Source organism: Bacillus sp. AFS055030 (genome assembly GCF_002574545.1).
Lineage (GTDB): Bacteria > Bacillota > Bacilli > Bacillales > Bacillaceae_G > Gottfriedia.
The window spans coordinates 44,951-64,581 of the sequence record NZ_NUGT01000032.1 but is presented as its reverse complement, the minus strand read 5'-3'; the positions used below and the strand labels follow the sequence as shown (position 1 = coordinate 64,581).

Sequence of the window (19,631 nt, the reverse complement as noted above, 5' to 3'; positions counted from 1 at the left end):
AACGAAAGGAATTACTATGAAACTTCATACTCTACTATCAAGATTAAAGCCTTTAGTGAATCTTCCGTCTGAAAATCCGGAAATCACTGGAGTTGAAATGGATTCAAGAAATGTAAAACCAGGTTATTTATTCATCTGTATTGAAGGATATACAGTTGATGGCCACAATTACGTAAAACAAGCGATTGAAAAAGGCGCAGTAGCGATCCTAGCACAAAAACCAATTGAATCGAATGTTCCAGTAGCTTATGTGAAAGACACAAATCGTTCGATGGCTGTTATTGGTAATACCTTTTATGAAAACCCAACACATAAACTGAATCTAGTTGGTATTACTGGTACAAATGGTAAGACTACAACTTCATATATTATTGAAGAAATCGTTAAACACAATAAGAAAAAAACAGGTGTCATTGGGACAATCGGTATGAAAATTGGAGAAGAGATTTTTGAAACAAAAAATACAACTCCAGATAGTTTAACTTTACAATCAATGTTTGCAAAAATGGTTGAAGCAAATGTGGATACTGCGGTAATGGAAGTTTCATCACATGCATTACATTTAGGGCGTGTTCATGGCTGTGAATATGATATTGCGGTTTTTACAAATCTATCACAGGATCACTTAGATTATCATGGCACGATGGAAGAATATAAAAAAGCTAAAGGCTTATTATTTTCTCAATTAGGTAATAGCTTCACAGCGGATAAACCTAAATTTGCCATATTAAACAATGATGATCCTGCTTCTTTAGAATATATGAAGTTTACACAAGCTAATCTAATAACTTATGGTTTAAGTCAAGAAGCTGACTTGTTTGCAGATGAAATTGAATTAACGAATGCTGGTACTAGATTCACATTACATTTTTTAAATAAACAATATGTTGTAGAAATGAATCTTATTGGTATATTTAACGTATATAATGTGTTAGCCGCAATTGGTGCAGGAATCGCATTAAATATAGAAATGAAGATAATCCTAGACGCAGTTGCAACGATTGAAGGCGTACCAGGGCGTTTCCAAGCAGTTAATGCTGGTCAAGATTTTACAGTTATTGTAGACTATGCCCATACACCAGATAGTTTAGAAAATGTATTAAATACTGTTAAGCAATTTGCAAAAAATGATATTTTTACAGTTGTTGGTTGTGGTGGAGATCGTGATCGAACAAAACGACCTCTAATGGGTAAGATTGCAGCAGAACTTTCAACAAATGCGATCTTTACATCTGATAATCCAAGAACAGAAGACCCAACTTTAATTTTAGAAGACATGAAACGCGGATTAGAGCATAATAATATTACGGTAATAGAAGATCGTAAAAAAGCTATAACATTTGCGATTCAAAATGCAAAAAAACATGATATTATTGTTATTGCAGGTAAAGGGCATGAGACATATCAGATTGTAGGAACGAATGTATCACATTTTGATGATGTTGAAGAAGCTAAAGAAGCAATTTTACAAAGAAGAGGATAATATCCTCTTCTTTGTAATGTGAAAAATTGATTTCATAATTCTTTATAAAAGAATTAAACTATGAAGTAAACAACAAAGAAGAGAACTTGGAAAGGAGGGCGAATAATGTTAGAACCGTCAATTTTAGTTGCTATGATTTCAGCATTTATCATTGCAGTCATTTTATCGCCTATTTTTATACCGTACTTAAGAAAACTTAAATTTGGACAGAGTATTCGAGACGAAGGTCCACAATCTCATAAAAAGAAATCAGGAACCCCAACAATGGGTGGAATTATTATATTAATTTCTTTAAGTTTATCTGCACTTTTAATTTCTATGTATTTTGATGTTTTATCAACACGTACATATGTATTATTATTTGTTACAATTTGTTTTGGAGTAATTGGATTTTTAGATGACTATATTAAAGTTGTTAAAAAAAGAAACCTTGGACTAACATCAAAACAAAAATTTATTTGCCAAGTTATTGTGTCAATCATCGTCTTTTTTGCAATCCGTGCTATGGGAATTTCTACATCAATTTCGATTCCAGGGACAGATTATTCTTTTGACTTAGGCTTTATCTATGTATTATTAATTATCTTTATGCTAGTTGGTACTTCAAACGCTGTAAATTTAACAGATGGATTAGATGGACTTGTGTCAGGGACAGCGGCAATTGCATTTGGTGCATATGCAGTTCTTGCTTATAACCAACAGCAGCTTGATGTTGCAATATTTTCAATTGCTGTTGTAGGAGCTGTTTTAGGTTTCTTAGTATTTAATGCACACCCTGCAAAGGTCTTTATGGGAGATACAGGCTCATTAGCATTAGGTGGGGCATTAGCTGCAATTGCAATCATTACACACTTAGAAATTTTACTTGTTATTATTGGTGGTATTTTTGTAATCGAAACACTATCAGTTATGATTCAAGTTGCATCTTTTAAAGCAACTGGTAAGAGAGTATTTAAAATGAGTCCCCTACACCATCATTATGAATTATCTGGATGGTCAGAATGGCGTGTAGTTGTAACATTTTGGTTTGTAGGATTACTTTTTGCATTATTAGGAATCTATATTGAGGTGTGGATGTAATTGAATAATATATCGAACTTTCAAAATAAAAATGTATTAGTGTTAGGAATGGCAAAGAGCGGTTATGCAGCTAGTAAATTGTTAAAAAAATTAGGTGCGACTGTAACCGTTAATGATCGAACTCCATTTGAACAAAATGAAATCGCGCAAAAGCTAAAAAGTGAAGGTTTTAACGTAGTTTGTGGTGAGCATCCACTATCGTTATTAGATGATCAACCATTTTGCATTGTTAAAAATCCAGGAATTCCATATACGAATCCATTATTAATCGAAGCTGTAAAGCGTAATATTCCGATTTATACGGAAATAGAACTTGCATATTTAATAAGTGAAGCACCATTTATTGGAATTACAGGCTCAAATGGAAAAACGACAACGACAACTTTAGCATTAAATATGTTAGAAGAAGGCAATAAAAAACCACTTGTTGCAGGAAATATTGGTACTGTCGCTTGTGAAGTTGCTGAAAGAGCAAATGAAGATCAGATCATTGTAACTGAGCTTTCTTCATTTCAATTGATGGGAATCGAAAGTTTCCGCCCAAAAATTTCATTAATCACAAATATTTTTGAAGCGCATTTAGACTATCATGGTTCAAAAGATGAGTATATTAAGGCAAAAGCCAATATATTTAAAAATCAAACCGAAAATGACTTTGCTGTCGTTAATTTTGATGATGAAAATGTAATGGCAATGGCTTCTCAAATAAGAGCGAAAATTATTCCGTTCTCGACAACTAAAATTGTGCAAGATGGCGCATATGTCCAAAATGGCTTTATCTATTTTAAAGAGAAAAAAGTAATTGAAGTTGAAAAAATCGTTTTACCAGGTAAACATAATTTAGAAAATATATTAGCAGCAGTAGCAATTTCTAAACTTCTCGATGTTGAAAACGATGCAATTGAAAAAGTATTAACAACTTTCACGGGTGTAGAGCATCGACTTCAGTTTGTTACAGAAATTAATAAGAGAAAGTTTTATAATGACTCAAAAGCTACTAATATTTTAGCAACACAAAAAGCTATTTCTTCTTTTCAAAAACCAGTTATTTTAATAGCAGGTGGATTAGATCGAGGAAATGGGTTTGATGATTTAATTCCTTATTTTAAAAATGTAAAAAAAATGGTCACTTATGGTCAAACAGCAGATAAATTAATTGAATCAGCAGAAAAAGCAGGAATGAAAGCAGTAAAATCGGTAGATAATGTTGAAGATGCTGTAAATGAAGCATTCGCTCATTCAGAAGTTGGAGATATTATTTTATTGTCACCTGCTTGTGCAAGCTGGGATCAATTTAAGACTTTTGAAGAACGTGGTAATAAATTTATACAAGCAGTGCATAAATTAATGTAAGGCTTGTTTAATTCAAAAGTTGAGGTGTATTTAAGTGCCAACAAAGAAAAATAGTCCTGACATGATTCTTGTTCTCGTTACGCTATCATTATTAACAGTCGGTATGATTATGGTTTACAGTGCTAGTGCAATATGGGCATCTTATAAGTTTCATGATTCGTTCTTTTTTGCTAAACGGCAATTATTATTTGCTGGGGTTGGAGTAGTTGGGATGTTTGTTGTTTCAAATATTGACTACTGGCTTTTCAGAACACACGCAAAAAAAATATTAATCGCTTGTTTTATCTTGTTGGTACTAGTACTTGTACCTGGAGTTGGTCTAGTACGAGGTGGTGCACGAAGTTGGATTGGTATAGGTGCATTCTCAATTCAACCCTCTGAGTTTATGAAACTTGGAATGATGGTTTTCCTATCAAAATACTTAGCAGACAATCAGAAAAATATTACGTCTTTTAAAAAGGGACTTGTACCAACATTAGGTCTTGTATTTTTGGCATTTGGTTTGATTATGCTTCAACCAGATTTAGGAACAGGTACAGTTATGGTTGGTACTTGTGTAATCATCATATTCGTAGCCGGAGCAAGAATTTCTCATTTTATGGGATTGGGTATTGTTGGGGTAGCAGGATTTGTTGGCCTTATAGCTTCTGCTCCGTATCGAATAAAAAGGATTACATCATTTCTAGATCCGTGGTCTGATCCATTAGGAACTGGATTCCAAATTATTCAATCACTGTATGCAATTGGTCCAGGTGGATTATTTGGTTTAGGATTGGGACAAAGTAGACAAAAATTTATGTATTTGCCTGAACCACAAACTGATTTTATTTTTGCTATTCTATCAGAAGAACTAGGATTTATTGGTGGAACTTTTGTCATTTTATTATTCTCTTTATTACTTTGGAGAGGGATACGAATTGCCTTAAGTGCCCCTGATTTATTCGGTACTTTTTTAGCAGTAGGAATTGTCTCAATGATTGCAATACAAGTAATGATTAATATTGGTGTTGTAATTGGTTTAATGCCTGTAACAGGGATTACATTACCATTTTTAAGTTATGGTGGTTCATCACTAACATTAATGCTATTAGCCGTAGGTGTATTATTAAATATTAGTAGACATGCGCGCACATAAAAGGGTCGACTTAAAATTGAAATAAGTACATGATGTACTTGTTTCAATGACAGGTCGGTCTTTTTCTTTATTTTTATAGAAAAAACAATTAGAATGATAGTGATAAAATTGGTATAATAACTACTTAAACTGCTTAAAGCTATTTATGTATTGTAATTTAGGAGGATCTTTATGAAAATTTTAGTTAGTGGTGGGGGTACTGGTGGTCATATTTATCCAGCACTTGCGCTAATTAAAGAGTTAAAAAAACAAGATTCCAATGTAGAATGCTTATATGTTGGTACAGAAAATGGATTAGAAAAAGGGATTGTCTCTAAAGCAAACATACCTTTTAAATCTATTGTTATTACAGGGTTCAAAAGAAGCGTATCATTAGAGAATTTTAAAACAGTGTATCGATTCTTAAAAGGTGTTTCAGATAGTAAGAAGATCATTCGTGAATTTAAGCCAGATGTAGTCGTTGGTACTGGTGGATATGTTTGTGGTCCTGTCGTTTTTGCTGCAGCAAAGCTAGGGATTCCGACAGTTATACATGAACAAAATAGTATACCTGGATTAACAAATAAATTCTTAAATCGTTATGTAACAAAAGTTGCAATTTGTTTTGAAGAGGTTGCTGATTATTTTAATAAAGAGAAAGTCGTTTTTACTGGAAACCCGAGAGCTTCTGAAGTACTTGGACAATCAAATCCTGCAGTATTAGAATCATTAGGATTAAAACCAGGTAAACGAACAGTATTAATTGTAGGTGGTTCTAGGGGAGCAAGACCTATACATCAAGCTTTCTTAAAGAGTGTTAATCAATTAGGTGAAAAAGATTACCAATTGATTTATGTAACGGGCGAAGTACATTACGATTCTGTAATTGAGGAAATAAATAAAGTAGGTAACCCAGAAAATGTAGTGGTGAAGCCATTTTTACATAATATGCCTGAAATATTAAGAGAAGTGGATTTAGTTGTTTCAAGAGCAGGGGCAACTACATTAGCAGAATTAACAGCATTAGGAAAGCCTAGTATCTTAATACCAAGTCCCTATGTAACGAATAATCATCAGGAGGTAAATGCTAGGTCACTTGAGAAAAATGGTGCAGCAATTGTACTATTGGAAAAAAACTTTAATAGTGAATATTTAGTAACTGAAATTGAAAAAGTATTACTAAATCCTATTAAACTGGAAGAGATGAAAAAGGCATCATTAAAAATGGGTGTACCTGATGCTGCAAAAAAACTAGTTAATGTATTAGAGAAAATAAGTAAATGAACTTGCACGAACAAGTTTGAAATAAAATAAGAATATAATAGAGGGTACTATAAGCTAAAGGGGGAAATATACCGAATGTTTGAATCGAAATTAAAGGAAGTATTAAATGACTCGAGTCTTCTAATAAATGAGCCTTTAGCAAATCATACGACAATGAAGATTGGAGGACCAGCTGAGTATTTGGTCATTCCTAAAACTGTGGATGAAATTAAAGAGATTATTAACCTTGCAAATGAACATGGCGTAAATATGACAGTAATCGGAAGAGGGTCAAATTTACTTGTATCGGATCAAGGTATTGAAGGTGTCGTAATTAAAATAAGTGATTGCTTAGATCACATTGAAGTAAACGGTACAAAAGTAGTTGTAGGTGCAGGTTATTCAGTTATTCGTTTAGCTACTCAACTTAGTAGAAAAGGATTATCTGGTTTAGAGTTTGCAAGTGGAATTCCTGGTAGTGTTGGTGGCGGTGTATATATGAATGCAGGTGCTCATCAATCCGATTTTTCTAATATTACTTCTAGAGCACATATTCTATTTCCTGATGGAACAATGGAATGGTTATCAAATGAAGAATTAGAATTTTCTTATCGAACTTCAGTTTTACAACATAAACGTAAAGGATTCGTTATAGAAGCAGAACTTCAGCTTCAAGAAGGATCAAAAGAAGCATCAACTGCATTAATGCAAAAAAACAAAGATTATCGAAGAGAAACACAGCCTTGGAATTATCCATGTGCTGGAAGTATTTTCCGTAATCCATTACCACAGTATGCTGGTAATTTAATTGAACGTGCTAATTTAAAAGGATATCAAATTGGTGGAGCGAAGGTTTCTGAAATGCATGGTAACTTTATTGTAAATGCTGGAAATGCCACTTCAAAAGATGTATTAGACTTAATAGCATTTATTAAGAAAACTATATTAGAAAAATTTGATGTACAACTTGAAACAGAAGTAGAAATTGTTGGGAAAAAAATGTAAGTTTCTTCTAAACTACCCATATTATATGCTATAATTTACATAGCATATGATGACCAAAATAGAATGGCATTCATTTGCTATTCTATTTTTTATTATTCTATTATTAAGTCAAGAACACTCGTGATTTAAATTATGAGATGAGTCGACTTCGGATTCAATATAGTATAAAAGCGTCATATTATTTTACTATACTAGTATTCGACATGAAGTATAAGATAAAATCATATCGGACACTTGAACTAGAACGAATTCAAGTATGGTGCTTGTTGCGTAAATAGAACTTGTTTGGTGGTTGTCGTTTGCCAATACCTCTCGAAAGTCGCAAAGTCATGAGGAGTTCAATATTCTTACATTACTTCTTAAGTAAAAGTAAATTAAAAAGGTATTTTTTAGTTGAACATTGATAATGGAGGCATATTTATGCAGGAAAATAAGATTATTAGTTTAGAAGACCGTGTACCTGTTTTACGTAATAAAAAACGTAAAAAAGCAAATATGCGATTACTGGTCACAATTCTTGTGTTTTTTTCTTTGCTTTTATGTGTATTGTATTTCCAAACATCAATTGGTTCAAAAATTAACTTAGTAATTAATGGAAACCAACTGTACTCTGATAAAGAAATTCAAAAGTTAGCTGATGTTAGCGTTGAGGATAGCTTTTTAACAGTTAGGTCAAAAAAGGTAGTAGATCAGCTTGAAAGCCAAAACACAATTCAATCTGCAATCGTACATAAAAGATTTCCTAATAAAGTAGTCATTGATGTAAAAGAATTCCAGCCTGTTGGACAAGGTTTATTCAGTGGGAAAAAGTATCTATTGTTAGAAAGTGGAGTGCTTATTAAAGAGAAAAATTCACTAGGAAATACTACAGCACCTGATTTGGTTGGTTGGAAACAAGGAGACGAGTTACAGGAAATGGCTGCGGAATTGAAAAAAATGCCAAAAAGTATTTTTCATTCAATTTCTGAAATAGATTATACGCCAAGTAAAGATGATCCTTTGTTAATAACAGTTTATACGAATGAAGGGTATGAAGTAAGGACAACGATTCGAAAATTCTCAAATAAAATGTCAAATTACCCATTAATTTTAAAGTCAATACCTAAAGATCAAAAAGGGATTATCCATTTAGAAATGGGTGCTTATTTTTCTCCTTATAGCACTGAGCAAAATTAGGCTATTTAACATTAGTAAACAGTACATTCAAGTCTTTTTTAACTTTGCATGTTAGTGTAGACTAGGAATTAAATAGCAATAATGAAAAAAATTAAAAAGATTATGAAAAATCAAACTTAAAAAAAGAGGAAAACACCCGTAAATGTTGAATAGATGTCATATATGATATTTAAGAATGAAATGATGTTAGATTATAATAGATAGAGAGAAAAAGGAGGTGCCATCATGAACAGCAATGAGATCTATGTGAGTCTTGACGTTGGAACTTCAACAATTAAAGTAATCATAGGAGAACTAGTTAACGACACACTTAACATTATCGGTGTTGGTAATGTTAAATCTTCGGGCTTAAAACGTGGGTCAATAGTTGATATAGATGAAACAGTCAAATCAATCAAAAAAGCAATTGATCAAGCAGAAAGAATGGTTGGCATTCATATTGACAAAGTAATTGTAGGGGTAAGTGCGAATCAAGTGCAGTTGATTAGTACAAACGGCGTAGTAGCAGTATCTAAAGAAAATAAAGAAATTGACAATGAAGATGTTTTAAGAGTAATGGATCAAGCTCAAGTAATTTCTATACCACCGGAAAGAGAAATTATCGATGTTGTTCCACATGAATACATTGTTGATGGCCTTTCTGAGGTAAAAGACCCAAGAGGAATGATCGGTGTACGCTTAGAAATGGAAGGTACATTAATCACTGGTTCAAGAACTCTAGTACATAATATACTTCGTTGCGTTGAAAGAGCGGGGTTAGAAGTTACGGATATTTGTTTACAACCTATGGCTGCAAGTACGATAGCACTAAAGCAGGATGAGAAAAACTTAGGTGTAGCACTTGTTGACATTGGTGGAGGCTCAACAACAATTTCTCTATTTAGAGAAGGTGTATTAATGGCAACTTCAGTCCTACCTGTTGGAGGGGAACATATTACAAAAGATATATCTATTGGACTGAAAACTTCAACAGAAGATGCAGAAAAAATTAAAGTGAAGTTTGGACATGCTTTTTATGATACTGCATTACCTGAAGAAGTATTAAGTGTACCAATAATGGGTAGTGAGCAACATCAACAATACAGTCAGCAAGAAATTTCCGATATTATTGAAGCTAGATTAGAAGAAATCTTCATTATGGTTCAAAATGAGCTTGTAAGAATGAGAGGTAGCAATTTACCTGGTGGATATGTTTTAACTGGTGGTACAGTAACAATGACTGGTGTAATCGATTTAGCTCAGAAGGTATTTAAAAATAATGTAAGGGTTGCAACACCAGACTATATTGGTGTAAGAGAACCTCAATACATTACTGGTGTAGGTCTAATCAAGTATGCTTTTTATAAATCAAAAATGCGTGGAAAAAAACTTAGCTCTAATATTGCATTCGAATCAAATGAACGAAAACCTGTAGCTGTTTCAAATTCAAATACAAAACCAAAACAGCAGGATGAAGAACGCGTCATGAGTAAAGTTAAAAGCATTTTTAAATATTTATGGGATTAAATTTGTGATGAATTTGAATAGTAGGGGGATCAATCATGTTAGATTTTGATACAAATGTAGATGCATTAGCGAAGATAAAAGTAATTGGTGTAGGTGGCGGAGGAAATAACGCGGTTAACCGAATGATTGAACATGGAGTACAAGGTGTAGATTTTATTGCTGTGAATACAGATGCACAAGCTCTTAATCTATCAAAAGCTGAAGTGAAAATGCAAATCGGTGGCAAACTTACTCGTGGTTTAGGGGCAGGAGCTAATCCAGAAGTAGGTAAAAAAGCAGCAGAAGAAAGTAGAGAACAATTACAAGAAGCTCTTAAAGGAGCAGACATGGTATTCGTAACTGCTGGAATGGGTGGCGGTACAGGAACAGGTGCAGCTCCAGTGATTGCACAAGTAGCAAAAGAATTAGGTGCATTAACTGTAGGTGTAGTTACTCGTCCATTTACATTTGAAGGTAGAAAGCGTTCAACTCAAGCGGCTACAGGAATCGCTGCAATGAAGGAAAGCGTTGATACTTTAATTGTTATTCCTAATGACCGATTATTAGAAATCGTTGATCGTAATACCCCAATGCTAGAAGCATTCCGCGAAGCAGATAATGTACTTCGTCAAGGGGTTCAAGGTATTTCTGACTTAATCGCTGTTCCGGGATTAATTAACCTTGACTTTGCAGATGTTAAGACAATTATGTCTAATAAAGGTTCTGCATTAATGGGTATCGGTGTTGCTGGTGGAGAAAATCGTGCGGCTGAAGCAGCTAAAAAAGCTATTTCTAGTCCATTATTAGAAACTTCAATTAACGGTGCGCAAGGTGTACTTATGAATATCACTGGTGGAACGAACTTAAGTTTATATGAAGTTCAAGAAGCAGCAGATATCGTCTCAACCGCTTGTGATGCAGAAGTAAATATGATTTTCGGTTCTGTAATCAATGAAAACTTAAAGGATGAAATTATTGTAACGGTTATTGCGACTGGATTTGAAGGTGTCATTACAGCACCGCCTACGCCAAAACCAATGGCAAGACAAACAATTTCAACGCCAACTCAATCTCCACAACCAACTATTAAACGCGAACCAATTCGCGAAGAAGTTCCGGTTGTAGAAACAACTAAAAATGTAACTAGTCTAGATGACTTAGATATTCCAGCGTTCTTACGTAATCGTAAAAGACGCTAATAAATGTAAAAACCAAGATAAGATGAATCTCTTATCTTGGTTTTTTTATTCTTTTGAGTAATGGTTTTGTAAACTCGTGAGATTACTGATGACATTCTTGAACTTTTCGTTACAGCCTTTAGGAAATAAAACACCTAAACCATGTGAATGTGTAAATTCAAAAGATGGGAATTGTTGTTTAATGCCTTCCCAAAATTTATAAACTCCAAAATCTACTATTCTTACTTCAGTGTCATGGATCAAAACAATCCCTTCATTCGACACTTTTGGTAACCAAGTAATGTAATCATGTTGCACGGCTTCAAAAGTATGAAACCCGTCAATATGAAGTATGTCGATTGAATGATCTTCGAAATGCTGAATTGCTTCGTCAAAAGATTTACGGATCATATTAGCTTCTTTTTGGTAATGTTTATGAACAACTTCATGTACTGTATCAAAAACTTCATTACTATACAGTCCACTATGCAAATCACCTTGCCAAGTATCAACCGCAAAACATTCACATGACAGATTATGATCTTTCACACTTTGACAAAAACAGAAAAAAGAAAAGCCATAGTGTGTACCTAATTCTACAATTATTTTTGGTTTTACGAAATGAACTAAATCGTAAGCAAATTTAGCGTGCCCCTTCCAAGCAGAGTGCTGTCTAATTGATGGTTTCGTTTTGTCAAACTCAAAAATGGGTGAATGAAAAATCCAGTTATCCAAATCCTCACTCCTTATTTAGGCAGAATTAAATGAAAAAAAGTGAAAGATTTTTATAAAATATGACCTGTCTAATCCGTATTTTGAAAATGTATTGTCGAAAAACTCTTCAATAAAGATACCTTATTTTGACAGACTTCTTACCGTGCTCATCCTATACTTACATATAAATGAATATTCTATAGAGGATGGCGAACAAAATTGGTGATATATGGAGATCTTGTTTGGTTATTAAACTTGTTAATGGACTTCTTGATCATTCAGTTGACAGGCTTAATTCTAAAAAGAAATGTATCTATTTTGCGGTCATTGTTAGGAGCATTGTTAGGCTCAATCGTTGTTTTAATGACGTTCACTCCTTATGCATATGTTGTTGGCTCACCCTTTATGAAAATATTATTATCGTTTTTCATCGTATTTTTTGCATTTGGACGTCAACGAATTATCACTTTTTTACAGCTATTAAGTATCTTCTATTTTTCAACATTCATTTTAGGTGGCGCATTATTAGGCCTACATTATTTATTTGCCAGCAATGAATCAAATTTAACAAAATCATCTTTTTATGGGGATCCTGTTAGTTGGTATTTTGTAATTGGTATGCTACCAATCGTCATATTTTACGCTAGAAAATCGATCAATCAAATCTCGTTTACAAAATGGAAAATGAATGAAATGTATGAAATGGAAATTGTGTGGCGGAACACTTCGATTAAAATTAGAGGGTTAATGGATAGTGGTAACTCTCTACATGAACCTCTTTCTAGGAAACCAGTTATTATTTTAGATTGTTCTACTAGTGATTATGGATTACCGATCGAACTAGTAAAGATAGTTAGGGACCCTGAAAATAATTTGCATAATACTGATGCACTAGACGTCTTAAGTTTTTTTCAAGGAACCTATATACCTTATAAAAGCATTGGTCAAAGTAATCAATTCCTCGTTGCAATAAAACCTACTGTTGTAAAATTGAAAATTAATGGGAAATGGTATTCATCGAGTTCGGTTTTAGTTGGATTGAGTCATGTTACTTTGTCTTCAGACAATTTATATGAATGTATCCTTCATCCAAAAATGATGCAGGGAACAATTAATGAAATTGCATAGGAGGTAGAAAATGAATCGATTTTTCTTAAAACTAAAGTTAGGTTTGTATAAGCTGTTAGTAAAACTTGGTTTGAAAGCCGATGAAGTATACTACATTGGGGGAAGTGAAGCATTACCACCTCCTTTGACAAGAGAAGAAGAAGAAAAGCTTTTACAGAAACTACCGAATGGAGATTTAGGGGCTAGATCACTATTAATTGAAAGAAATCTAAGATTGGTAGTTTATATCGCTAGAAAGTTTGAAAATACTGGGATTAATATTGAAGATTTGATTAGCATTGGTACAATTGGATTAATAAAAGCTGTTAATACCTTTAATCCGGAGAAGAAAATTAAATTGGCTACATACGCTTCAAGATGTATCGAAAATGAAATTCTGATGCATTTACGTAGAAATAATAAAAACCGTTCTGAAGTATCATTCGATGAGCCATTAAACATTGATTGGGATGGAAATGAATTATTACTTTCTGATGTATTAGGTACAGAGGATGATATCATTACAAAAGACCTAGAAGCAAATGTCGATAAATCATTACTAACAAAGGCATTAGATCAACTAAACGATCGTGAAAAACAAATAATGGAACTACGATTTGGACTAGATGGGACCGAAGAAAAAACCCAAAAAGATGTAGCTGATATGCTAGGTATATCGCAATCTTATATATCTCGATTAGAAAAACGCATTATTAAAAGACTTCGAAAAGAGTTTAATAAAATGGTTTAACATAAGTAAGAACCGATTAGAATTGAGTTTTTCAAATCTAATCGGTTTTTTCCTATGTGTGAAGAATTTATTAATATTTTTTTCATTCATTTAGCACTGGAAATCATTGAATTTCTCCTATTTGATAGGTGTTTTATTACAAAAATTATTATTTTTGTATATTTTATTTTGTGCATAAATTTTCCACCGAAGGAGATACTTACCTATAGTACAGCAACTCCAAGTAGGAGGGAACATCATGACACGAAACAAAGTAGAAATATGCGGTGTAGATACATCAAAGCTTCCAGTTTTAAAGAATGATGAGATGCGTAAGTTATTTCATGCAATGCAAAGCGGTGACAAAAGCGCAAGAGAAACAATCGTAAATGGTAATTTACGACTTGTCCTAAGTGTAATTCAGCGTTTTAATAATCGCGGAGAATTTGTGGATGACTTATTTCAAGTAGGCTGCATAGGCCTTATGAAGTCTATTGATAATTTTGATTTAAGCCAAAATGTAAAATTTTCGACGTATGCTGTACCGATGATTATTGGTGAAATAAGAAGATATTTAAGGGATAATAACCCAATAAGAGTGTCTAGATCCTTAAGAGACATTGCTTATAAAGCATTACAAGTAAGAGAGCGATTATTAGCAGAGAATTCAAAAGAACCAACTCCTGTTCAAATCGCAGAAGTACTAGGCGTAACACATGAAGAAATAGTCTTTGCATTAGATGCAATTCAAGACCCAGTTTCGTTATTTGAACCAATATATAATGATGGCGGAGATCCAATCTTTGTAATGGATCAGCTAAGTGACGATAAAAACAAGGACGAGCAATGGGTTGAAGAACTAGCACTGCGCGAAGGAATGAAACGACTAAACGATCGAGAAAAAATGATCATCAGCAAACGATTTTTCCAAGGAAAAACACAAATGGAAGTCGCCGAAGAAATCGGCATTTCCCAAGCACAAGTATCCAGACTAGAAAAATCAGCAATAAAACAAATGAACAAAAATATACAGGGGTAAACGAAATGTGGAGCAAGCTCGCCCAGCTCTGAAAGGAATATCTCCATTCATCTGAAGAAGTGGTGGTTTTTCCACTTCGAAGATTAATGGAATATTACCGAGGAGCTAGGAGCCGCAGCTAGACATCGAACATATTTCTTAGACAAAAAGAAAGTTCCTTTTAAATCTATTTCGGAAATTCTCTTAAAACTTTGAGGCAAACAATCGGAGCCTAACTAAAATCAAGCATCAATTCCTGTATAAGATTTGCAAATTGTAATGAATGAAATTTATAAACAAACAATTATATAATCTAAATAATCCAATAACTAAATAGTTAAACTGGAAGAATGAAAATAAGTTATTAATGTGTTAGACAATGGAGGAACATCGAACAACATTGTCTAACACATTTTTATTTGAATTTTATCATGATGTTTGGGCCTTGCTTCATATATTTTATAAAAAGGAAGGTGAAGTTTTATGGCCAGAATTTCAGATTTTCAAGTTAAAGATGTTGTAAATGTTGCCGATGGAAAGAAATTAGGAAATATTGTTGATTTAGATATTGATCAATCAAGTGGAAAAATCACATCGATTATTTTAACAAAGCCAGGGAAAGGCTTAAACTTTTTTAGTAAAGAAGAGGAAATGACAATTTATTGGAATGATATTGTGAAAATAGGTGAAGATGTTATTTTAGTAAAATATCGTTCGTCTGTGGATTTAGATGAAAATCAAGCAAGTCCAGTAAAATTCACTTAAGGAAAATTTGTCGACAGACGTGCTTTTTAGGGGGAAGTCAAAGGCGTAGTTTGTTATTATACTTTATATATTTAACTGGAATTACGTCGAGTATAATGCCTAATTGCTAATTTTTACTTTCGAATGTGAAAAAAATAATTGTGTTTTGTCAAAAATAATCAAAAATGTGAAATCTATGGTAAAATATAGGAAACCATCAACTGGTTGACATATATATTTACTAAATTAGTTTCTGTGAGGTCTTATAAATATGAAAGAGAGCTTCATTCAATCGACTGAAAGTACTTTTATGATTCAACCTTGGGAAGACTCATATAAACATTTAGTTGCAGGATTTACAACAAAAAATGATGGAGTGAGCCAAGGTTGTTTCACCTCTTTTAATCTTGGATTACATGTAAATGACTCGAAGGATATTGTCGTAAAAAATAGAGAACTCCTTGCGAGTAAATTAGCGTTTTCAAAGACAAAATGGGTTTGTTCAGAACAAGTTCATGGGAATAATGTCGTGAAAGTAACAAAAAAAGATTGTGGAAAAGGTGTTACTGATTACGAAAGTAGTATCGAGACAACTGATGGATTTTATACAAATGAGGAAAATATATTATTAACATCTTGTTATGCAGATTGTGTTCCATTGTATTTTCTTGAACCAACAAGTAAATTTATTGGTTTAGCACATGCAGGTTGGAAAGGCACGGTCCAAAACATTGGTGGGCGTCTAATCGAAAAATGGATTAAAGAAGAAAACCTACAACTGAAAAATATCCAAGTTGCGATCGGGCCATCAATTGGTGATTGTTGTTATGAGGTAGATGATTTTGTGATGAATAAGCTAAATGATGCTTTTGAACACAAAATTCCTAATAATATTTTAACTATTTTACAAAACGGAAAATTTAAATTGAATTTAAAAGAAGCAAACAAACAATTACTCATTAAATCGGGTATTAGTGAAAAAAATATACTTATGACAAATTATTGTACAAGTTGTAACCCGAACTTATTTTTTTCTCATCGTAGAGATGGTGGGAAAACAGGAAGAATGATGAGTTTTATTGGTTGGAGGAATTAGCATCATGACAGTCAAACAAAATTACGAACGTATTAGTGAACAAATTAATGCAGCCAAAGTAAGAGCAAATCGAAATGATGAAATCACTTTAATTGCTGTTACGAAACAAGTATCTACCGATGTAGCTAAGGAAGTTTTAGCTGAAGGTATACATCAATTAGGCGAAAACCGTTTAGAAGGTCTGAAGGAAAAACAAGATCACATAAAAAGCGATGATGTTGTTTGGCATTTTATTGGTTCACTTCAAACTAGAAAAGTAAAAGACGTCATACATAGAATAGATTATTTACATTCATTAGATCGACTATCCTTAGCAGAGGAAATACAAAAAAGAGCAGTTGAACCATTAAAATGTTTCCTACAGGTTAACGTATCTGGAGAAGACTCAAAGCATGGCATCCATCCAAATGATGTGATTGAATTTGCTAGACAAGTTTCAGAATTTGATAAAGTACAAGTTGTTGGGTTAATGACAATGGCACCTTTCACGGAAGATGTAGCCATCATTCGAAATAGTTTCAAAGGTTTAAAGGAATTACAAGAAAAAGTCAAAGATCTACAGATTGCAAATATTCCATGTTCTGAATTATCAATGGGTATGTCTAATGATTTTGAAATAGCAATAGAAGAAGGTGCTACATTCATAAGAATAGGCACTGATTTAGTAGGAAAGGGAAGGTAGAGAAGATGAGTATTATTGGGAAAGTAAGAAACTTTTTTGCAATGGAAGATGAGTATGAAGATGATGATTATGAATACGAAGAGCAACAACAGCAACAGCAACAAAAACAATATCAACAACAAAAACAATATCAACAACAACAATTTACTAAACATGAAGAAATTAACCATGAGCGTAATGCTTCAAAGCAAAAATTAGTAAGTATACCGGGAGGAGCTTCTTTGTCGTCAAAAGTTGTATTAGCGCAGCCGCGTGAATATGCAGAAGCACAGGATGTTGCAGACCATTTAAAATCAAAAAAAGCAGTTGTAATCAATTTACAACAAATGCAAATCGATCAAGCTAAACGATTTGTTGATTTCTTGAGTGGCACAGTTTATGCAATAAGTGGAGATATAAAAAAAATTGGTACAAATACATTTATTTGTACACCTGATAATATTGATATTTCCGGAACGATTACAGATATGTTATTTGAGGAAGACAATTCCATTAAAAGGTGGTAATTAAATGGATTTACTTTTTTATATTTTATACAAATTAATCTCATACTATAGAATCGTCATTGTCATTCATATTATTTTATCTTGGTTCCCTCAAATAAGACAATCAGGCTTCGGTCGCTTAATTGGTAGGTTATCTGAACCATATTTAGAGCCGTTCCGTCGAATTGTTCCATCAATCGGTATGTTTGATTTTTCACCAATTGTTGCATTATTTGCACTAGAATTTGCTGGAATTGGTATTGCAAATATTTCTCGTTACTTTTAAAGAGAGAATCTTACAGGTTCTCTTTTTTAATTAATATTGATAGTTTTATGAAAAAGAGGATTGTATAAATGAGTATTTATGATCATTTTCGAAAAGAAGAACATGTTTTCGTAGATAAGGTTCTCAGTTGGAAGGAACAGGCAATTGAACGCTATTCTATTAAGTTGACGGATTTTCTAGATTTAAGAGAACAAATGATTATGCAATCAATTATCGGAAATCAAGGGGAGTGTTTTGTTGCTTTTTTTGGTGGACATGAGGATTGTGAACGAAAGCGTGCAATTATTTATCCGAGTTTTTATGCACCTGTTGAAGAAGATTATTCTTTGGTAGCATTTGAATTAGTTTATGCAACGAAATTTCACAGCTTATCCCATCGGCAAGTATTAGGAACATTAATGTCGTTAGGAATCACAAGAGGGAAATTTGGTGATATTCTAATAAAAAATGATAGGATCCAAGTGATTGTTGCGGATGAAATAGCAAGTTTTGTAGAAAATAACTTAAATTCTATAGGAAAATCGCCGGTTAAATTAAGAAGCATTCCATTGAAAGAATTGATCAAATCAGATGATGTTTGGCAAACTAATAATGGGACTGTATCCTCACTAAGATTAGATGTCCTATTAAGTGAATTTTATAATATACCAAGACAAAAAGCTCAAAGTTTAATTAAAGCTGAACACGTTAAAGTTAATCAGCGAGTTATTGACTCTACTTCATTTTTATGTGAAGAAGGCGATTTATTCTCTGTCAAAGGTTTTGGTAGAGGGATGTTAATGTCAATTGATGGTTTATCAAAAAAAGAAAAATGGCGGATAAACTACGGTGTTAAAAAATAGTCAGAAATTGTAGAAGGAAAAACGTAGAAACTGTCGAAAATTTATTATAACCTATAAATAAAGAACATACATACATGGAGGTGGCTTAATTGCCTTTAACACCACTTGATATTCATAATAAAGAATTTGGTAAAAGTTTTCGTGGCTATGATGAAGATGAGGTTAACGAGTTTTTAGATCAAGTCATTAAAGATTATGAATTAGTTATTCGTGAGAAGAAACAATTAGAAGAACAAATTCTTGATATGAAAGAAAGATTAAAGCATTTTTCTACTATAGAAGAAACTTTAAATAAGTCAATACTGATTGCGCAAGAAGCTGCTGAAGATGTAAAAGGTAGTGCCCAAAAAGAAGCTAAATTGATTATTAAAGAAGCGGAGAAAAATGCAGATCGCATTATCAATGAAGCTTTAATTAAATCTAGAAAAGTAACGATGGAGTTTGAAGAGCTTAAAAAGCAATCAAAAGTTTTCCGAACTCGTTTAAGAATGGCAATTGAAACTCAATTAGAAATGTTAGGTCATGAAGATTGGGATCATATTTTAGAAGATAAAGAAACAGAAGAAATCGCAAACTAAGTAGTATAAGCCTTGACGTTTAATAAAGTTTTAACATATAATTTATTAGATATTAATAGTAAATCGGTGACAGGGAAGAGTACTTCTATAAATCTAGGTAGCGAGTCAAGGATAGTGTAAGCTTGATGTAGAAAATAGAAGGAAAATCACCCTAGAGTGCTTTTCTGAAAATGAGTAAGAAAAGACGTTTCATTCACGTTACGAATGCTAAG

20 protein-coding genes and 1 other annotated feature (1 of these 21 cut by a window edge) are annotated in these 19,631 nt (G+C 32.9%); of the genes, 19 read left to right on the top strand and 1 reads right to left on the bottom strand.

Annotated features, from left to right (window positions below; genetic code table 11):
- The first annotated feature begins 16 nt into the window (after window positions 1–16).
- From CN925_RS13650 to ftsZ, 9 genes are all read left to right on the top strand, one after another.
- Entirely contained in the window at window positions 17–1,483 is a 1,467-nt protein-coding gene (locus CN925_RS13650; protein WP_098846772.1) for a UDP-N-acetylmuramoyl-L-alanyl-D-glutamate--2,6-diaminopimelate ligase, read from the top strand.
- 105 nt (window positions 1,484–1,588) lie between these two features.
- Window positions 1,589–2,563, top strand: a complete 975-nt coding sequence (gene mraY / locus CN925_RS13645) for a phospho-N-acetylmuramoyl-pentapeptide-transferase (protein ID WP_098846771.1) — start codon at window positions 1,589–1,591, stop codon at window positions 2,561–2,563.
- A complete protein-coding gene (murD, locus tag CN925_RS13640; protein ID WP_098846770.1) occupies window positions 2,564–3,916 on the top strand; it encodes a UDP-N-acetylmuramoyl-L-alanine--D-glutamate ligase in 1,353 nt (450 codons plus the stop codon).
- Between the two features lie 34 nt (window positions 3,917–3,950).
- Complete coding sequence (spoVE, locus tag CN925_RS13635) at window positions 3,951–5,051, top strand: stage V sporulation protein E (RefSeq protein ID WP_142339234.1); 1,101 nt, start codon at window positions 3,951–3,953, stop codon at window positions 5,049–5,051.
- Between the two features lie 171 nt (window positions 5,052–5,222).
- On the top strand, window positions 5,223–6,314 hold the full coding sequence (gene murG, locus CN925_RS13630) for an undecaprenyldiphospho-muramoylpentapeptide beta-N-acetylglucosaminyltransferase (protein WP_098846769.1): 1,092 nt from the start codon (window positions 5,223–5,225) through the stop codon (window positions 6,312–6,314).
- Window positions 6,315–6,389: 75 nt separating this feature from the next.
- A complete protein-coding gene (murB, locus tag CN925_RS13625; RefSeq protein WP_098846768.1) occupies window positions 6,390–7,298 on the top strand; it encodes a UDP-N-acetylmuramate dehydrogenase in 909 nt (302 codons plus the stop codon).
- A 420-nt stretch (window positions 7,299–7,718) separates the two neighbouring features.
- Window positions 7,719–8,474 (top strand): cell division protein FtsQ/DivIB, encoded by a 756-nt coding sequence (locus CN925_RS13620; protein ID WP_098846767.1) that lies wholly within the window; start codon window positions 7,719–7,721, stop codon window positions 8,472–8,474.
- Window positions 8,475–8,699: 225 nt separating this feature from the next.
- Window positions 8,700–9,980, top strand: a complete 1,281-nt coding sequence (ftsA, locus tag CN925_RS13615) for a cell division protein FtsA (protein WP_098846766.1) — start codon at window positions 8,700–8,702, stop codon at window positions 9,978–9,980.
- Between the two features lie 35 nt (window positions 9,981–10,015).
- Entirely contained in the window at window positions 10,016–11,158 is a 1,143-nt protein-coding gene (gene ftsZ, locus CN925_RS13610) for a cell division protein FtsZ (protein ID WP_098846765.1), read from the top strand.
- Between the two features lie 45 nt (window positions 11,159–11,203).
- Here the strand turns inward: ftsZ and CN925_RS13605 are convergent, their stop codons facing one another.
- Window positions 11,204–11,872, bottom strand: a complete 669-nt coding sequence (locus CN925_RS13605) for a class I SAM-dependent methyltransferase (RefSeq protein ID WP_098846764.1) — start codon at window positions 11,870–11,872, stop codon at window positions 11,204–11,206.
- Between the two features lie 201 nt (window positions 11,873–12,073).
- Here CN925_RS13605 and spoIIGA point away from each other — a divergent pair, with 201 nt between their 5' ends.
- The 10 genes from spoIIGA (at window position 12,074) to CN925_RS13555 (ending at window position 19,419) form a co-directional block, all read left to right on the top strand.
- A complete protein-coding gene (gene spoIIGA, locus CN925_RS13600; protein ID WP_286138348.1) occupies window positions 12,074–12,979 on the top strand; it encodes a sigma-E processing peptidase SpoIIGA in 906 nt (301 codons plus the stop codon).
- A gap of 10 nt (window positions 12,980–12,989) precedes the next feature.
- On the top strand, window positions 12,990–13,709 hold the full coding sequence (sigE, locus tag CN925_RS13595) for an RNA polymerase sporulation sigma factor SigE (protein ID WP_056471072.1): 720 nt from the start codon (window positions 12,990–12,992) through the stop codon (window positions 13,707–13,709).
- Between the two features lie 238 nt (window positions 13,710–13,947).
- Complete coding sequence (gene sigG, locus CN925_RS13590) at window positions 13,948–14,727, top strand: RNA polymerase sporulation sigma factor SigG (protein WP_098846762.1); 780 nt, start codon at window positions 13,948–13,950, stop codon at window positions 14,725–14,727.
- A 462-nt stretch (window positions 14,728–15,189) separates the two neighbouring features.
- Window positions 15,190–15,471, top strand: coding sequence for a YlmC/YmxH family sporulation protein (locus tag CN925_RS13585; RefSeq protein ID WP_098846761.1), 282 nt, complete (start codon window positions 15,190–15,192; stop codon window positions 15,469–15,471).
- A gap of 250 nt (window positions 15,472–15,721) precedes the next feature.
- Entirely contained in the window at window positions 15,722–16,546 is an 825-nt protein-coding gene (pgeF, locus tag CN925_RS13580; RefSeq protein WP_098846760.1) for a peptidoglycan editing factor PgeF, read from the top strand.
- A gap of 4 nt (window positions 16,547–16,550) precedes the next feature.
- Window positions 16,551–17,228 (top strand): YggS family pyridoxal phosphate-dependent enzyme, encoded by a 678-nt coding sequence (locus CN925_RS13575; RefSeq protein WP_098846759.1) that lies wholly within the window; start codon window positions 16,551–16,553, stop codon window positions 17,226–17,228.
- 5 nt (window positions 17,229–17,233) lie between these two features.
- Window positions 17,234–17,734 (top strand): cell division protein SepF, encoded by a 501-nt coding sequence (locus CN925_RS13570; RefSeq protein ID WP_098846758.1) that lies wholly within the window; start codon window positions 17,234–17,236, stop codon window positions 17,732–17,734.
- 4 nt (window positions 17,735–17,738) lie between these two features.
- Window positions 17,739–17,999, top strand: a complete 261-nt coding sequence (locus CN925_RS13565; RefSeq protein WP_098846757.1) for a YggT family protein — start codon at window positions 17,739–17,741, stop codon at window positions 17,997–17,999.
- Between the two features lie 68 nt (window positions 18,000–18,067).
- On the top strand, window positions 18,068–18,841 hold the full coding sequence (locus CN925_RS13560) for a YlmH family RNA-binding protein (RefSeq protein WP_098846756.1): 774 nt from the start codon (window positions 18,068–18,070) through the stop codon (window positions 18,839–18,841).
- A gap of 89 nt (window positions 18,842–18,930) precedes the next feature.
- The gene (locus CN925_RS13555; RefSeq protein ID WP_098846755.1) at window positions 18,931–19,419 is read left to right on the top strand and encodes a DivIVA domain-containing protein; all 489 of its coding nucleotides are present in this window, start codon (window positions 18,931–18,933) and stop codon (window positions 19,417–19,419) included.
- Between the two features lie 57 nt (window positions 19,420–19,476).
- Window positions 19,477–19,631 (top strand) — a binding site (T-box leader); it runs 69 nt beyond the window's last position.